General features: G+C 75.4%; 16 protein-coding genes and 1 pseudogene. 9 read left to right on the plus strand and 8 right to left on the minus strand.

Going from position 1 to position 15,690, the window contains the following annotated elements:
- From E4U92_RS04480 to E4U92_RS04495, 4 genes are all read left to right on the plus strand, one after another.
- Nucleotides 1–620: glucose-6-phosphate isomerase (locus E4U92_RS04480; protein ID WP_479681746.1), on the plus strand; the 620-nt coding region annotated here is incomplete at its 5' end.
- 8 nt (nucleotides 621–628) lie between these two features.
- Nucleotides 629–1,510 (plus strand): phosphogluconate dehydrogenase (NAD(+)-dependent, decarboxylating), encoded by an 882-nt coding sequence (gnd, locus tag E4U92_RS04485; protein WP_229861999.1) that lies wholly within the window; start codon nucleotides 629–631, stop codon nucleotides 1,508–1,510.
- A 36-nt stretch (nucleotides 1,511–1,546) separates the two neighbouring features.
- A complete protein-coding gene (locus tag E4U92_RS04490; RefSeq protein WP_137298938.1) occupies nucleotides 1,547–2,155 on the plus strand; it encodes a histidine phosphatase family protein in 609 nt (202 codons plus the stop codon).
- A gap of 33 nt (nucleotides 2,156–2,188) precedes the next feature.
- Entirely contained in the window at nucleotides 2,189–3,655 is a 1,467-nt protein-coding gene (locus E4U92_RS04495) for a membrane-associated oxidoreductase (RefSeq protein WP_137298939.1), read from the plus strand.
- 15 nt (nucleotides 3,656–3,670) lie between these two features.
- Here E4U92_RS04495 and E4U92_RS04500 read toward each other — a convergent pair whose 3' ends face one another.
- Nucleotides 3,671–4,279 carry a TetR/AcrR family transcriptional regulator gene (locus tag E4U92_RS04500; protein ID WP_137298940.1) on the minus strand — a complete coding sequence of 203 codons (609 nt, stop codon included), beginning with the start codon at nucleotides 4,277–4,279 and terminating at the stop codon, nucleotides 3,671–3,673.
- A 122-nt stretch (nucleotides 4,280–4,401) separates the two neighbouring features.
- Here E4U92_RS04500 and E4U92_RS04505 point away from each other — a divergent pair, with 122 nt between their 5' ends.
- Nucleotides 4,402–5,283 (plus strand): NAD(P)-dependent oxidoreductase, encoded by an 882-nt coding sequence (locus E4U92_RS04505; protein ID WP_137298941.1) that lies wholly within the window; start codon nucleotides 4,402–4,404, stop codon nucleotides 5,281–5,283.
- 13 nt (nucleotides 5,284–5,296) lie between these two features.
- Here E4U92_RS04505 and E4U92_RS04510 read toward each other — a convergent pair whose 3' ends face one another.
- The gene (locus E4U92_RS04510; protein WP_137298942.1) at nucleotides 5,297–5,746 is read right to left on the minus strand and encodes a PPOX class F420-dependent oxidoreductase; all 450 of its coding nucleotides are present in this window, start codon (nucleotides 5,744–5,746) and stop codon (nucleotides 5,297–5,299) included.
- 106 nt (nucleotides 5,747–5,852) lie between these two features.
- On the opposite strand from E4U92_RS04510, the gene E4U92_RS04515 reads away from it, so the two are divergent.
- From E4U92_RS04515 to E4U92_RS04525, 3 genes are read left to right on the plus strand one after another with little or no spacing between them, the layout of a single operon-like run.
- On the plus strand, nucleotides 5,853–6,428 hold the full coding sequence (locus E4U92_RS04515; protein WP_137298943.1) for a TetR/AcrR family transcriptional regulator: 576 nt from the start codon (nucleotides 5,853–5,855) through the stop codon (nucleotides 6,426–6,428).
- A complete protein-coding gene (locus tag E4U92_RS04520) occupies nucleotides 6,425–7,822 on the plus strand; it encodes an MFS transporter (RefSeq protein ID WP_137298944.1) in 1,398 nt (465 codons plus the stop codon). Before E4U92_RS04515 ends, E4U92_RS04520 begins: the two co-directional genes overlap by 4 nt.
- A gap of 59 nt (nucleotides 7,823–7,881) precedes the next feature.
- Nucleotides 7,882–9,114 (plus strand): serine hydrolase domain-containing protein, encoded by a 1,233-nt coding sequence (locus tag E4U92_RS04525; RefSeq protein WP_137298945.1) that lies wholly within the window; start codon nucleotides 7,882–7,884, stop codon nucleotides 9,112–9,114.
- Between the two features lie 102 nt (nucleotides 9,115–9,216).
- Here E4U92_RS04525 and ribA read toward each other — a convergent pair whose 3' ends face one another.
- Nucleotides 9,217–9,876, minus strand: coding sequence for a GTP cyclohydrolase II (ribA, locus tag E4U92_RS04530; RefSeq protein WP_137298946.1), 660 nt, complete (start codon nucleotides 9,874–9,876; stop codon nucleotides 9,217–9,219).
- A 39-nt stretch (nucleotides 9,877–9,915) separates the two neighbouring features.
- Here ribA and E4U92_RS04535 point away from each other — a divergent pair, with 39 nt between their 5' ends.
- Nucleotides 9,916–10,695 carry a creatininase family protein gene (locus E4U92_RS04535; protein WP_137298947.1) on the plus strand — a complete coding sequence of 260 codons (780 nt, stop codon included), beginning with the start codon at nucleotides 9,916–9,918 and terminating at the stop codon, nucleotides 10,693–10,695.
- A 191-nt stretch (nucleotides 10,696–10,886) separates the two neighbouring features.
- Here the strand turns inward: E4U92_RS04535 and E4U92_RS36505 are convergent.
- The 5 genes and pseudogenes from E4U92_RS36505 to E4U92_RS04560 form a co-directional block, all read right to left on the minus strand.
- Nucleotides 10,887–11,801 (minus strand): annotated as a pseudogene (locus E4U92_RS36505) (lysylphosphatidylglycerol synthase transmembrane domain-containing protein); the annotation flags it as partial.
- Entirely contained in the window at nucleotides 11,798–12,883 is a 1,086-nt protein-coding gene (locus tag E4U92_RS04545; protein ID WP_174863704.1) for a methyltransferase domain-containing protein, read from the minus strand. The pseudogene E4U92_RS36505 and the gene E4U92_RS04545, both read right to left, overlap by 4 nt.
- Complete coding sequence (locus tag E4U92_RS04550) at nucleotides 12,880–14,067, minus strand: glycosyltransferase family 4 protein (RefSeq protein ID WP_229861993.1); 1,188 nt, start codon at nucleotides 14,065–14,067, stop codon at nucleotides 12,880–12,882. The genes E4U92_RS04545 and E4U92_RS04550 overlap by 4 nt, the downstream gene beginning before the upstream one ends.
- Nucleotides 14,064–14,462 carry a 6-pyruvoyl trahydropterin synthase family protein gene (locus tag E4U92_RS04555; protein WP_137298948.1) on the minus strand — a complete coding sequence of 133 codons (399 nt, stop codon included), beginning with the start codon at nucleotides 14,460–14,462 and terminating at the stop codon, nucleotides 14,064–14,066. Before E4U92_RS04555 ends, E4U92_RS04550 begins: the two co-directional genes overlap by 4 nt.
- 140 nt (nucleotides 14,463–14,602) lie before the next feature.
- On the minus strand, nucleotides 14,603–15,583 hold the full coding sequence (locus E4U92_RS04560; RefSeq protein WP_137298949.1) for a zinc-dependent alcohol dehydrogenase: 981 nt from the start codon (nucleotides 15,581–15,583) through the stop codon (nucleotides 14,603–14,605).
- Nucleotides 15,584–15,690: the final 107 nt, after the last annotated feature.

Consider the following 15,690-nt stretch of genomic DNA (forward strand, 5'->3'; position numbering starts at 1 on the left):
ACTACCTGTCCAAGTTCACCGCCTATCTGCAGCAGTTGGACATGGAGTCCAACGGCAAGTCGGTGGACCGCGAGGGCCGCCCGGTCGAATGGCAGACCGGACCGGTCGTCTGGGGCACCCCCGGCACCAACGGACAGCACGCCTACTACCAGCTCATCCACCAGGGCACCAAGCTCATCCCGGCCGACCTGATCGGCTTCGCCCGCCCGGTCGACGAGCTGGACGACACCCTGAAGGCGCAGCACGACCTGCTGATGGCCAACCTGTTCGCACAGGGCCAGGCCCTCGCGTTCGGCAAGACCGCCGACGAGGTCCGCGCGGAGGGCGTGGCCGAGGAGCAGGTCGCCCACCGCACCTTCAAGGGCAACCACCCGACCACGACGATCCTGGCCACCGCGCTGACCCCGTCGGTGCTCGGCCAGCTCATCGCGCTGTACGAGCACAAGGTGTTCGTCCAGGGCGCGATCTGGAACATCGACTCCTTCGACCAGTGGGGCGTGGAACTGGGCAAGGTCCTCGCCAAGCGCGTCGAACCCGCCCTCACCGAGGGCGCCGACGTCCCCGGCCTGGACGCCTCCACCGCCGCCCTCGTGGCCGCCTACCGCGAACTCAGGAAGTGATCACGGACATGCAGCTCGGACTGATCGGTCTCGGCAAGATGGGCGGCAACATGCGCGAGCGGATCCGCCGCGCGGGCCACACCGTCATCGGATACGACCGCAACCCCGACGTCTCCGACGTGGCGAGCCTCGCCGAACTCGTCGACAAGCTCGAAGCGCCGCGCACCGTCTGGGTGATGGTGCCGGCCGGCGCCGCCACCCAGTCGGTCATCGACGAGCTCGGCGGCCTGCTGCAGAGCGGCGACACGGTCGTCGACGGCGGCAACTCCCGCTGGACGGACGACGAGAAGCACGCGGCGGAGCTCGGCGCCCGGGGCATCGGCTTCGTCGACGCGGGCGTCTCCGGCGGGGTGTGGGGCCTGAAGAACGGCTACGCCCTGATGGTGGGCGGCGACAAGGAGCACGTCGACCGGCTCCAGCCGATCTTCGACGCGCTCAAGCCGGAGGGCCCCTACGGCTACGTCCACGCGGGCAAGGTCGGCGCGGGCCACTTCTCCAAGATGGTCCACAACGGCATCGAGTACGCGATGATGCAGGCGTACGCCGAGGGCTGGGAGCTGCTGGAGAAGATCGGCTCCGTGGAGAACGTCCGCGAGGTCTTCCGCTCCTGGCAGGAAGGCACCGTCATCCGCTCCTGGCTGCTTGACCTCGCGGTCAGCGCCCTCGACGACGACGAGCACCTCGACCGGCTGCGCGGCTACGCCGAGGACTCCGGCGAGGGCCGCTGGACGGTGGAGGCCGCCATCGACAACGCCGTGCCGCTGCCGGCGATCACCGCGTCGCTGTTCGCGCGGTTCGCCTCCCGGCAGGAGGACTCGCCGCAGATGAAGATGGTCGCCGCGCTGCGCAACCAGTTCGGCGGCCACGCCGTCGAGTCGGCGAAGGAGTAGGACCGCCGTGGGGGACCTCATCCTGGTCCTCCCCCACTGCCCGAAGGGCGTGGGAGGTGCCCCCACGGGGAGACCGAACGGAGCAGGTCGGGACAGCACACCAGCTGGACCGACCTGCCCTTGACGGAGCGGGGCGAGGAACAGGCCAAGTCCCTCGCCCCGCTGCTCTCCGGACGGCCGTACTCCCTGGCCCTCACCAGCCCGCTGGGCCGGGCGGTGCGCACCGCCGAACTCGCGGGCGTCCCGGGGGCCGTACCCGAACCGGACCTGCACGAGTGGGACTACGGTGCCTACGAGGGCGTCACCACCGTGGACATCCACCGCACCCGGCCCGACTGGGACCTGTGGACGCACGGCGCGCCGCCCGGGCCCGAGGGACACCCCGGCGAGTCGCCGGACGAGGTCGGCCGGCGCGCGGACCGCGTGCTGGCCCGGGTGGACGCCGCCCTGGCGCGCGACGACGGTGACGTCGTCCTCGTCGCCCACGGCCACTTCCTGCGGGTCCTGACGGCCCGTCGGCTCGGACTGCCGCCCGCCGAGGGCCGGTTGTTCCAGCTCGCCACGGGCACGCTGAGCCGGCTGTCGACGGAACACGGCCGGCCCGTGATCGCCGAGTGGAACGCCCGCGCACCGCAGGGGCGTTGACAGCCGCGGTCCGGCCGGGTCGGATGACCGCTGATGGAGATCGACGAGCTGACCCCGGCCGAACGGCGTGTCCGTGCCGCGTTCGCCACGGGCACGCCGGTGGACCTGCGGGAGTCCGCGGACGACGACCCCGCCCGCGACGGCCCGCTGTGGGGCGAGGAGCGCACGGTGCGCGGCGAGGTGCTGCGCGCCCTGTTGCTGGACGCCCCGCCCCCGAGCGGTGAGATCCCGGCGCTGGATCTCGCGGGCGCCCGCGTCACCGGCCGGCTCGACCTGCAGTACGCGACGGTCGACCACCCCGTGCGGCTGCGGCACTGCCACTTCGCCGAGCCGCTGCGCTGCTACGCGGCCCGGCTGCGCGAACTCAACCTGAGCGAGTCGGCGGTGCCGGGCCTCGTCGCCCACGCCGTCCACATCGACGGCGTGCTGCGCCTGACCCGGGCCCGCTGCACCGGGGTCGTACGGCTCGGCGGGGCGCACGTCGGCGGCAGCCTCTACCTGGAGAGCGCCCAGGTCCTCGCGCCCGACGCCGAGGAGCCGGTGCTCCAGCTCAACCAGGCGGTGATCGGCGCCGACGTGTGGGCTCCGGGCCTGCGCACCCACGGGTGGGTCCGGCTGAGCGGGGCCACGGTCGCCGGGTCCGTCAACCTGACCGACGCCCGGCTGACCGGTACCGGGGAGGCCGCGGTGGACGCCGAAAGCCTCACGGTCGAGGGGCAGTGGCTGCTGCGGTCCGCCGAGGTGCGCGGCTGGCTGGGGCTGCGCGGTGCCCGGATCGCGGGCCGTCTCGACCTGTCGTCCTGCCGTCTGGTGAACCCCGGCGGGCCGGGGCTGCGGGCCGGCAGTGCGACGCTCGGCGAGCTGTGGCTGCGCAAGGCACCGCCGATGGAGGGCACCCTGAACCTGCGCCGGGCGCGGATCGGGACGCTGCTGCTGGAGCCGGAGTCGGTGCCCGCCGAGGTGATGGTCGCGGACCTCTCCTACACCTCCCTCGCGCCGCACGAGCCCGCCGGACGCCGGCTGCCCCTGCTGGCCCGGGACCGCGACGGGTACATCCCGCAGGCGTACGAGGAGCTGACCGCCGCGTACCGCCGGATCGGCGACGACCGCGCCGCGCGGCTCGTGCAACTGGCCAAGCAGCGCCGGCACCGCTCCACCCTGCCCTGGTACGGGCGGCTGTGGGGGCACGTCCAGGACGCGACCGTCGGCTACGGCTTCCGGCCGCTGCGGGCCCTGGGCTGGCTGCTGTCGCTGCTCGCGGTCGGCTCGGTCGCGTTCGCCTTGCACCACCCGCCGCCCCTGAAGGCGGGTGAGGCACCGCCGTTCAACCCGGTCTTCTTCACCCTGGACCTGCTGCTGCCGGTGATCTCCTTCGGCCAGGAGGGCGCCTTCGCCCCGGCCGGCGGGTACCAGTGGCTGTCGTACGTCCTCGTCCTCACCGGCTGGATCCTCGCCACGGCGGTCGTCGCGGGCGTGACCCGCGCCGTCAGCCGGCCGTGAACGCCCGCGGCCGGCTCAGCCCGGTGCCGCCGCGCCGTCCAGCAGGGGCGCCAGCTCCGCCACGACCGTCGTCAGGGCCCGGCTGTCCTGCTCCGCGCGGGCGATGAGGATCGCGCCCTCCAGGGCGCTGATCATGAGCGTGGCCAGGGAGGCCGCCCGGGTGGCGGGGACGCCCATGTCGGTCAGGGCCGCGGCGACCGGGGCGGTCCAGGTGGCGAACGCCGTGGCAGCGGCGCGGCGGGTGTCCGCGTCCGTGGCCGCGCACTCCGTGGTCGCGGCGGCCACCGGGCAGCCCGTGCCGTACCCGCCGGCCTCGTACTCCTCGGTCCACTGCCGGACCATCGCCGCGAACAGCCCCGAGGGGGTCGGCGTCCCGGTCCGGGACAGCTCGGCCAGGAAGCGGGCGACGCGGTTGCCGGCGTACCGCCCGGCCCAGTCCACCGCCTCCCCCACCAACTGCCGCTTGCCGCCGGGAAAGTAGTGCTGGAGCGAGCCACGGGGGGCGCCGGCGTGCTCGGCGACCTCCCGCATGCCGGTCGCGGCGACCCCGTCGCGGCGGATGAGCTGGGCGGCGCTGAAGACCATGCGCTCGCGCGGTCCGCGCTCCGACGACGATCCGGGCATACGACCTCCTCGTGCTCGCGCCCACCCTATGACCGGCGTCATAGAGCGCGCTACTATGACCGCGGTCATAGCGGCCCGGGGACGAAGCGTCCGGGGCGCCCGGAGCGGAAGGCGGACCCGCCGTGCACGTCGGTTTCCTCGGTCTCGGTGTGATGGGCGCGCCCATGGCCCTGCGGTTCGCCCACGCCGGCACCCCCCTGCTGGTCTGGAACCGGACCCCCGCCCGCGCCGAGCCCCTGCGCGCGGCCGGCGCCGAGGTGGCCGCCGACGCCGCCGAGGTGTTCGCGCGCACCGAGGTGGTGTTCCTGATGCTGGCCGACGAGGCCGCCGTGGACGCCGTACTGGCCCGTGACACCGCGGGGTTCGCCGGTCGGGTGCGGGGGCGGACCGTCGTCCACATGGGCACCACCTCGCCCGAGTACTCCCGCGCGCTGGCCGCCGACGTCCGCGCGGCCGGGGGGAGGTACGTCGAGGCCCCCGTCTCCGGCTCCCGGGTGCCCGCGCAGCAGGGGCAGCTGGTGGCGATGCTGGCCGGCGACGAGGACGCGGTCGCGACCGTACGGCCGCTGCTCGCCCCGCTGTGCCGGGAGACGTTCACGTGCGGGCCGGTCCCCGGCGCGCTGCTGATGAAGCTCGCGGTGAACCTGTTCCTGATCACCCAGGTCACCGGCCTCACCGAGGCGTTCCACTTCGCGGACCGGCAGGGCCTGGACCGGGGGCTGTTCCTGGACGTCCTGGACGCGGGCCCGATGGCCAGCGCGGTCTCCCGGATGAAGGCGCCCAAGCTGCTGCACGGGGACTTCACGGTGCAGGCGGCCGCCCTGGACGTCCTGAAGAACAACCGCCTGATCGCCGAGTCCGCCCGCGCCGCCCGCCTCGCCTCCCCCCTGCTCGACACCTGTCACGCGCTGTTCGAGGAGACGGTGAAGCTGGGCCACGGCGACGCGGACATGGTGGCCGTCCTGCACGCCCTGGAGGCCCGCACCGCCGGGGGCCGCCCCTGACCGGGCGCCCGGGTCAGCCCTGGTTCGCGCCCCGCGGGATGCCGTACGCCCGCTCGACGCGCAGCCGGACCACCAGGCGGCGGTCGCGGACCATCGCGGCACGGTAGTCCTCCCAGTCCGGGTGCTCGCCGAGAACGTCCCGGTACAGCCGGATCAGCTCCTCCACCGTGTCGTCGTAGGGGTCCGCGGCCACGGGTGAGAGCTCCGCGGTGCCCTCGACGACCGTGTAGGCGCGGTGGTCGGGCGCGGAGACGTGGTACGAGGCGCGGGGGTCCCGCCGCAGGTTGCGGGTCTTGGCCCGGTCGTCGGTCACGGAGATCCGCAGGACGCCCTCCTGCGGGTAGTAGTGGTGGCTCACGTTCGACAACTGGGGCCGCCCGTCGCGCTTGAGGGTGACCAGTACGCCGTTGCGCCCGTCGGAGAGCAGTGCGAGCAGTGCGTGGTGCGTCGTGTCCTGAGTCATACGGGGAGAACCCGCACCGCCGCGGCGCGCATTCCTGCCGCCCTTCCCGCCGGACCGCGAACTGAGCGTAGACAGTGTCTACGCACTTCTGGTAGACACTGTCTACATGACCGATCCGGAGCAGGGACTCCGCGCGCGACTCGTCGACGCCGGGGTGGAACTGGTGGACCGCGAGGGCCTCGGGGCGCTGTCCCTGCGGGAGATCGCCCGGCGCGCCGGTGTCTCGCACGGGGCGCCGCGCCGCCACTTCCCCACCCACCTGGACCTGCTGTCGGCCGTCGCGCGCCGCGGGTTCGCCGACCTCGCGGCCCGCGTCCAGGAGGTGCCCGACGCGGCGCCGCCGCGCATCCGCGTCGCCGAACTGGCCCGCGTCTACCTCGACTTCGCGCTCGCCCGGCCCGGCATGTACGAGCTGATGTTCCGTCACGACCTGCTGGAGAGCGGCCGGCTGGGGCTGCGGGAGACCAGCCTGCCCCTGTTCGGCGTGCTCGTGGACCTGGTGGGCGCGGTCCGCCCGGGCGCCGACGCGCGCACGGTCGCCGCCGCCCTGTGGGCCAACCTGCACGGCCTCGCCCAGCTCTGGCGCTGGGGCAGCCTGTCGCTCGCCACCGGCGCCGACGACGTCTCCGGGCTGCTCGGGGCCCTGCTGGACGCCCACCTAGGCCCGGAGGCCCCGGCGTGAGGCCGGCCGTCACCCTGGCGGCGAGCATCGCGGGGGCCGTGGTCGTCGCCCTCGACGGCACCGTCCTCACCGTGGCCCAGCCCACCCTGCAACGCGACCTGCACGCGTCCTTCGCCGGCGTCCAGTGGACCAGCACCGGCTATCTCGTCGCCGTGGCGGCCCTGCTGGTGTTCGCCGGGCGGCTCGGCGACCGGTACGGGCACCGGCTCACGTTCGCCGTCGGGATGCTCGGCTTCGGCGCCGCGTCGGCGGGTGTCGCGGTCGCGCCCGGCATCGGCTGGGTGATCGCCCTGCGGGTCGTCCAGGGGGTGTTCGGCGCGCTGCTGCAGCCGGCGACGCTGGGGATGCTGCGGGCCGCGTTCCCGGCGGACCGGCTGCGCGGTCCGCTCGCCGCGCGCACGGCCGCCATCGGCGTGGCCGCCGCGGCCGGTCCGGTGGTGGGCGGGGCCCTGGCCACCGGGTTCGGCTGGCGGGCGGTGTTCCTCGTCAACGTCGTCCCGGCCCTGCTGTTCGGCGGGCTCGCGCTCGCCCGTGCGCCGCGCCGCGTCCGGCCGGGCGTCGCGCTGGACCTGCCCGGTGCGCTGCTGCTGGCGGCTTGTCTGGCCGGTGCGGCGCACGCCCTGGTGACCCTGCCGGGCGCCGGCCGGTGGGTGCCGGGCGGGCCGGTCGCGGCGGCCGCCGTCCTCGCGGGGGCGGCGTTCGTCCGGCACGAGCGCCGGACGCCGCGCCCGCTGATACCCGCCGACGTGGTCGGCGTTCCGGCCGTGCGGGCCGCGCTCGGTGTCCTGGTCGCCGTGTCGGCCGCCCTGAACGGCGCCCTGTTCGCCTGCGTCTACGCCCTCCAGCGCGACCTGGGCCTCACCCCGCTTCGCTGCGCGCTGGTCAGCCTGCCGCTGCCGGCGCTGCTGATCGCGGCCGCCCCGGCGAGCGCCGTGCTGCTGCGCCGGGCGGGGGCGCGGCGTACGACGGCGACCGGCGTCGGCGTGCTCGCGCTGGGGGTGCTGGTGCTGGCCCGCGCTCCCGGGCCCGCCGCGTTCGCCGCCGGGTTCGCGCTGGTCGGCGCCGGGTTCGGCACCGTGATGGTGACGGCCACGCACGTGGTCGTACGGCAGTCCCCGGTCACGTCGGCCGGAGTGGCGGGCGGGCTCCAGCAGACGGCGATGAACACGGGCCCGGTACTGGGCGTGGCCGCGGCGACCGTGCTGATGGACCTCGGCGACGCCCGCACCCCCCTCGCGGTGCTGGCCCTCGGCGCGGCGGCCGCCCTGCCCCTGGCCCGCGCCCTGCCCGGACCGAGCGGACCCGCCGTCGCCGACCCGGTCGGCCGGCCCCGCGCCACGCCCCCGGCCGAAACGATTCCGCCGCGGCGATCACTGCGCCACGATGACGTCTGAGGGACGTCCGTGCGGGGTACGACGGTTCGCACCTCGAGGAACGGGACCGGAGGAGAACGATGGCACGTCTGCGGCAAGAGGTGGACCCGAGCGAGGCCGGGCTGGACGAGAAGGCGCTGGACCGTCTGGACCGGCACCTCGTCCAGGAGGTCGACGAGGGCCGGCTGCCCGGCTTCCTCGTGGCCGTCGCGCGGGGTGGCCGCGTCGCCCACCTCACCACGCACGGACACCGTGACGTCGCCGCCGGGCTGCCGGTGGAGCCGGACACGCTGTGGCGGATCTACTCGATGACCAAGCCCGTCACCACCGTCGCCGCGCTGACCCTGGTCGAGGAGGGCCGGCTCTCGCTCGACGACCCGGTCGCCGACCACCTGCCCGCCTTCGCCGAGCCGCGCGTGTACGCCGGCGGCTCGGGCCCCGACCTGGTGACCCGCCCGGCGGAGGGCCCCCTCCTGGTCCGCCACCTGCTCACCCACACCGCGGGGCTGACCTTCGCCTTCTACCACTGCCACCCGGTGGACGCGCTGTACCGGGAGGCCGGCCTGGACTCCTCCGTCGCGCCGGGCGAGGACCTGGCCGGCACGGTCGACGTGTACGCCTCGCTGCCGCTGCAGTTCGAGCCGGGCACCCAGTGGAACTACTCGGTCGCCACCAACGTCCTCGGCCGGCTCCTGGAGGTGGTGGCGGGGCAGCCGCTGGACGAGGTGATCGCCGAGCGGGTGCTGCGCCCGCTCGGCATGGCCGACGCCGGGTTCTGGGTCGACGACGCGCGGGCGGACCGGCTGTCGGAGCTGTACGGCGAGACCGAGGACGGCGGCATCACACCGATCGCGGGGCTGCCCCTGCGCGGCGGCCGGCCGCGCTTCCTGTCCGGCAGCGGCGGCCTGGTGGCGAGCGCCCACGACGTGCACCGCTTCATGGAGCTCCTGCGGCGGCGCGGTGAGGTGGACGGGGTGCGGCTGCTGTCGCCGGACACGGTCGGCCTGATGACCCGCAACCACCTCCCCGGCGGCGCCGACCTCAGGTCCTTCGGCAGCCGCCCGGCCCACGACGAGCCCGGCAACGACGGCGTGGGCTTCGGCCTGGGGGTCTCCGTGGTGATCGACCCGTCCCGCACCCGCGCCCCGTCCGGGCTCGGCACGTACGGCTGGAGCGGGGTGGCGACCACGACCTTCTGGGTCGACCCGGGCCGCGACCTCACGGTCCAGTTCATGACCCAGGTCCGCCCGCGCTCCTCCCACCCGCTCTACCAGGACCTCAAGCGCCTGGTCCACGAGGCGGTCGTCGGCTGAGCCGACCCGCCCCCGACGGCGCGAGCCTGCTCCAGCACCGCTTCGACGAGGCTGGAGCAGGCGGCAGGGGTGCCGCCCGGCGGCGCGGCCGGGCGGGGAGGGTCAGAACCAGTGGGCCACCGCGTCCAGGTGGGGCAGGTGGTGGTCCATGCGCTCCCGCTTGGTGCGCAGGTAGGTGATGTTGTTCTCGCACGGCGGGATCAGCAGCGGCACCGTCTCCGTCACCTGGATGCCGTTGTCGGTGAGCGCCTCGCGCTTGCGGGGGTTGTTCGACATCAGCCGCACCGAGCGCACTCCCAGGTCCCGCAGGATCTCCGCGGCCACGCCGTAGTCGCGGGCGTCCACCGGCAGGCCCAGCGCCAGGTTCGCCTCGACCGTGTCCAGGCCCTCCGCCTGCAGGGCCATCGCGCGCAGCTTGGCGAGCAGTCCTATCCCCCGGCCCTCGTGGCCGCGCAGGTAGACGACGACGCCGCTGCCCTCGGCGACGACCGCCCGCAGCGCGGCGGCGAGTTGGTCACCGCACTCGCAGTGCTGGGAACCGAAGGCGTCACCGGTGAGGCACTCGGAGTGCAGCCGGGTGAGCACGCCCTCGCCGCCGATGTCCCCGTACACCAGGGCGACTTGTTCGTCGCCGCGGTCGTGGTCCAGGTAACCGACCGCCTGGAACTTCCCGTACACGGTCGGCAGCGGGGCGCTGACCACCCGTTCCGCGCCGGTGTGCTGGGGTGCCTTGGTGCCGAGTACGCCGATTTTTTCTGTCATGATCTGGTTCCTAAGCGTCAGACGGAGGGCCGGGAGAAGATGAGTGGTTCGCGGATACGGCCGGTGGCGTACGGTCCGCTGCCGGCGGACACCACCGAGGACGTCCGGGCGATCGGGGCGGGCGCGGCGCCGCGGGTCGCGGTCCTGCCGGTCGGCAGCTTCGAGCAGCACGGCCCGTACCTGCCGCTCGCCACCGACACCCTCGTCGCCTGTGCCGTCGCCGGGGAGATCGCCGCGGCGTACCCGGTGCACCTCCTTCCGCCCGTGACCATCGCCTGCTCGCACGAGCACGCGGCCTGGCCGGGGACCGTCAGCATCTCCTCCGTGACCCTTCACGCGGTGGTACGGGACATCGCGGCGTCGTTGCGCCGCTCGGGCGTCGAGGCCCTGGTGGTGGTCAACGGGCACGGCGGGAACTACGTGCTCGGCAACGTCGTCCAGGAGGCTTCCGCCCGCGGCGAGCGGATGGCGCTGTTCCCGGCCCCGGAGGACTGGGAGACGGCGCGGGAGCGGGCCGGGGTGGTGACGTCCCTGCTCACCGACATGCACGCCGGGGAGATCGAGACGTCGATCCTGCTGCACGCCCACCCGGACGTGGTGCGGCCGGGGTACGCGTCCGCGGACTTCGTCGCGGACGACCGCCGCCACCTGCTCACCACGGGCATGTCCGCCTATACCGATTCGGGCGTCATCGGCCGTCCCTCCCTGGGGTCCGCGGACAAGGGGAAGGACATCCTGGCGAGCCTGGCGGACTCCTTCGGCGCGTACTTCTCGCTGCTGACCGAGGGGGCGGGTCCCGCGGGGGGCGAGCGCGGGTAGCGGGCCTCGGGGGCGCAGTCGGCGACCGGTCCCGGTGCGGGCGCGGGGGCCGCGTCGCGGCGGGGTTCCGTCGTCGCGGCGGTCCGGGTCCGCAGGCCCGCGTACCAGCGGGCGGCCAGGACGACGGCGCCCGGCAGCGCGGCCACGAAGCTCAGCACGCCGTACACCACGGCCGTCGACAGCCCGGTGCCCGCGCCGAGTCCGGCCGCGCCGAACGCCCAGGCGGTGACGCCCTCGCGGGGCCCGAAGCCGCCGACGTTCAGCGGGACGCCCATCGCGAGCAGCGCGAGCACGGCCGGCGGCAGCAGCGACAGCACCGCGGCGCCCGATCCGGCGACCCGGGCCGCGACGACGAACACGGCGACGTGCCCGGCCAGGACGACCAGGGACGACAGGGCGACGCCCGGCCCGTTGCGGCGGGACAGCAGCCCCTGGCGCGCCTCGGCGAGTACCGCCCGCACCCGCCGGCCCCCGGTGGGCGCCGACGCGGCGCGGTTCATGCGCAGGGCGAGCAGCACGGCGAGGGCGCCGGCGCCGGCCAGGGCGGCGAGCGGGACGACGTGCCGGACGTCCGCCCTGACCGGCGAGGGCACGGTCAGCAGCACCGCGGCGCCCACGACGGCCAGCGCGGTCTGGCCCGCGGCGCGCTCCAGGACGACGGCACGGACCCCGCGGCCCACGTCGCCCTCGCTCTGCCCGTGCCGCACGGCCCGGTGGACGTCGCCGAGGATGCCGCCGGGCAGGGCCGCGTTGAGGAACAGCGCCCGGTAGTAGTCGGCGACGGCCGCGCCGAGCGGCAGCCGGATCCGCAGCCCGCGTGCCACCAGCGCCCAGCGCCAGGCGCTGAACACGGTCGTCACGGCCCCGATCCCGAGCCCGAGGAGCAGGGCCGCGGCGTCGACGCGCTGCAGCCCGTCCAGGAAGACGCCGGTGCCCATGCGCCACAGCAGCACCGTCATGATGACGACGCCGGTGACGGTGCCGAGGTGGCGGCGCAGGAGGGGCAGGACCGTCGGGCGCGCCGCGACAGTCGCGCCCGGCGGGCCCGCCGCGTGCGTCCGTGAAGCCGCTCCCGGCAGCGTCGTGCTCCGGGTGGCCGTGGTCATCGGTGGCCGCCCGTCGGGCGGGGCAGGGCGAGGAGGTCGCTGTGGTGGACCGTGACGTGGAGGTCGCCCGCGGCGCACGCGGCCAGGCGGGCGGCGAGGTACCGCTCGGCGCGGCCGGCGAGTTCGGGGCGCTGCTCGACGGCGGCGCCGACCCAGCCGCGCAGCCACTGCGCCGTCAGGGCCGCCTCGTCGGGGCCGAGCCGCCAGGGGCTCGGCTGGATCTTCACCGTGGCGCCCCGGTCGGCGAACGCCTCGGCGGCCACGGTGACCGCGTCGGGACCGAGCAGCCCGTCCCGCCGCTGGTGCGCGTCGAACGCCGCGGCGATCTCCTCGTCCAGCGTGTCTGCGGGGGTCAGTTCGACGCGGCCGGCGACGGAGAGGGTGAGCAGGGCCGGGCAGCCGGCGCCCGCGCAGGCGTCGGCGAGGGTCTCGACCTCGGCGCGGGTGAGGACGTCCAGCAGGGCCGAGGCGGTCACCAGGGACGCGCCGGCCAGGGCGTCCGGGGTCAGCCGGGCGACGTCGCCGCGCCGGGTCTCCACGGTGACCGGGCTGCCGTCGGCGGCGGCGCGCGGGGAGGCCACGGCGGCGAAGTGCAGGAGGTAGGGGTCGCGGTCGTGCAGCACCCAGTGCTGGGCGCCGGCCAGGCGCGGGGCGAGCCAGCGGCCCATCGAGCCGGTGCCGCAGCCCAGGTCGTGCACGACGGTCCCGCCGGCGCGGCCCGGCAGGTCGGCGAGGCGCGGGCGCAGCGGGTCCAGCAGGCCGAGGGCCCGCGCGCAGGCGTCGGCGCCCTCGCGCAGTCGGAGCCACTCCGGCGCGTAGCGAGGCGGCTCCTCGGGGTCGCCCTCGCGCAGCCGTACGGTGGGCCGTTCGGGCCCCGCGACCGGTCCGGCGCCCGGGATCACGGAACCCTGGTCCGCGGGTCGGCCCGGCGCCGCCGAGGGCCCCGGCCCGGTCTGTCCGCCCTGTGTCACCGCGTCCACCTCCGTCGGGGTCTCGGCGTCCCGCGGCCCGGGCTGCGCCGGTATGCGCCCGCCTCCCGCGCGTCGTGCCAGGTCCGCCGGGGTCGCCGTCGTCCTCCTCATGCGGCCCTCCGGGGTCCGCCGGGGAGCCGGCCGAGGACGCCGGCCAGGCTGCGGGCGGTGGACGCCCAGCCGTTCAGGGCCGAGCGGCGGCCGCGGGCGGCGGCCTTGAGCCGGCGCCGTACGTCGGGTTCGCCGAACCAGCCGCGCAGTTCCGCCGCCAGCGCGGCCGGGTCCTCCGGCGGCACCAGGATGCCGGGCACACCCCCGTCGGGGGCCCGGCCGACCGCCTCGGGCAGCCCGCCGACATCGGTGGCGAGCACGGGGATGCCGCGCGCCAGGGCCTCGGTGACCGCCATGCCGTACGTCTCGGCGTAGGAGGTGAGGACCATCAGGTCGGCGGACGCGTAGCTGGCGTCGAGGTCGGCGCCGGACCGCGGGCCCGCGAGGTGCAGCCGGTCGGCGAGGCCGTGCCGGTCGATCAGCCGCCGCAGGTGGGCGACGTACTCCGGGTCCTGGTCGAGGCCGCCGACGCACACGCAGCTCCACGGCAGGTCGCGCACCGCGGCCAGCGCCTCGACCAGCCGGTGCTGCCCCTTGCGCGGGGTCACGGCGGCCACGCACAGCAGGCGGGAGACGCCGTCGGTGCCGGAGGCGAGGGGCGCGATGTCGGCGCCGGGGGCGGCGACGTGGACGCGGTCGGGGGCCAGGCCGTGGTGGGAGACCAGGCGGCGCACCGCCCAGTCGCTCGTGCCGACGACCGCGGGGACGGCGCGCAGGACGGTCCGCTCGCGGGCGTCGAGGTCGGCGGCGACCTCCGGCGCGAGGCCCGTCTCGTCACCGAGGGGCAGGTGGACGAGGACCGCGAGCCGCAGCCGTCCGGCCTCGGGGACGACGACCTCCGGGACGCCGCAGGCGACCAGCCCGTCGAGCAGGACGACCGTGCCGTCGGGCAGATCGGCGAGCGTGCGGGCGAGCGCGGCGCGCGCGTCCGCGCCCGGACGGGGCCACTCGCCGTCCACGAGGTGGCCGCGCACCTGCCAGCCGAAGCCCGGCAGGTCCAGGCTGACGCGCCGGTCGTAGGCGTTGCCGCCGCTCGGCCGGGACGGGTCGGCGACGCCGCCCGGCATCACGAAGTGCACGGTGTGCAGGGACATGGGGATGATCCCGCCGTTCGTCGGGGCGGCGGCCGGCTGCGCGGGGACGTAGTCCAGCCGCTCCGGCGTGTGCAGGGTCGTCCCGGTCACAGGGCACGCTCGTAACTCGCCCACGCGACGTGCGACTCGTGGAGCGTGACGCTCAGGCCCGCGATGCCCCGCGCTCCCTCGCCCAGCGCGCCCTGGTGGATGCGTTCGGCGAGCCGGTCCGCGACGACCTTGGCCAGGAACTCGGTGGACGTGTTGATCCCGGCGAAGTCCGGTTCGTTGTCCAGGTTGCGGTAGTTGAGCTCGCTGACGACCGCGCCGAGTTCCTGGGTGGCCAGGCCGATGTCGACGACGATGTTGTCGGCGTCCAGCTGTTCCCGGCGGAAGGTGGCGTCCACGAGGAACGTCGCTCCGTGCAGGCGCTGCGCGGGTCCGAAGACCTCGCCGCGGAAGCTGTGGGCGATCATGATGTGATCGCGGACGGTGACACTGAACAACGGACGACCCTCCAGGTGCGGCGCGTCTGGTCCGCCGGCCATCGCTGCCGGCGGATGCCGTGTAGTACGGCTCATCGCTTCCCCGTGTTCAGCCGCTCCGCACTCTTTTCTCAGGTCAGGCGGTCCGGCGTCCCCCGGGGTCAGTCGTCGGACGGGTAGCGCACGCGGTGGCAGAGCGCGGGGATCTCCCCCGAGGCCAGCTTCGGCAGGACCGCGGGCAGTTCCTCGAAGGCGGACTCGCCGGTGACGAGGGCGTCCAGCGCCGGGTCGGCGAGCAGGTCCAGGGCGAGGGCGAGCCGGTCGGCGTAGCTGCGGCGGGCGCGGGCCGGGGAGACGGTGCCGACCTGGCTGCTGCGCACGGTCAGGCGCCGCGAGTGGAACGCCTCGCCGAGCGGCAGGCTCACCCTGCGGTCGCCGTACCAGCTCAGTTCGACGACGGTTCCCTCGGCGGCAAGGAGCTCCAGCGAGCGGGCCAGGCCCTGCTCGGTGGCGCTGGCGTGCACGACGAGGTCGCACTCGCCGCGCGCGTCCTGGGGCAGGGCGAAGTCCACCCCGAGGGCCTCGGCGGTCTTCGCGCGGGACGGGTCGGCGTCCACCAACTGCGTGCGCACACCGGGGAAGCGGGCGAGCAGCGCGGCCACCGAGCAGCCGACCATGCCGCCGCCGACCACCGCGATCCGGTCGCCGACCAGGGGGGCCGCGTCCCACAGCGCGTTGACGGCGGTCTCGACGGTGCCGGCCAGGACGGCCCGTGCGGCGGGCACGGCGTCGGGGACGACGGTGACGGCGTCGGCGGGGACGACGTAGCGCGTCTGGTGCGGGTACAGGCAGAACACCGTGCGCCCGACGAGGGCGGCGGGCCCGTCCTCGACGACGCCGACGCTGAGGTAGCCGTACTTCACCGGGCCCGGGAAGTCGCCCTCCTGGAAGGGCGCCCGCATCACGGAGCGCTGGTTGTCGGGCACCCCGCCGCGGAAGACGAGGGTCTCGGTGCCGCGGCTGACCCCCGAGTACAGGGCGCGCACCAGCACCTCGCCCTCACCCGGTGCGGTGATCCGCGTCTCGCGGATTTCGCCCTGGTCCGGCCCGGCGACCCAGAACGCGCGTGCGCTGCGCTTCATCCCCGTCCTCCTGAACGATCTCGTGAACGATCGGCGACGTCTCCACGTACCGAGGTGTGCACAGGCCGCGCACAGTACGCGGCGCTGATCGACTTGTCACACGGCCG

It is taken from the genome of Streptomyces galbus (genome assembly GCF_005280195.1).
In the GTDB taxonomy this organism is placed as follows: domain Bacteria; phylum Actinomycetota; class Actinomycetes; order Streptomycetales; family Streptomycetaceae; genus Streptomyces; species Streptomyces galbus.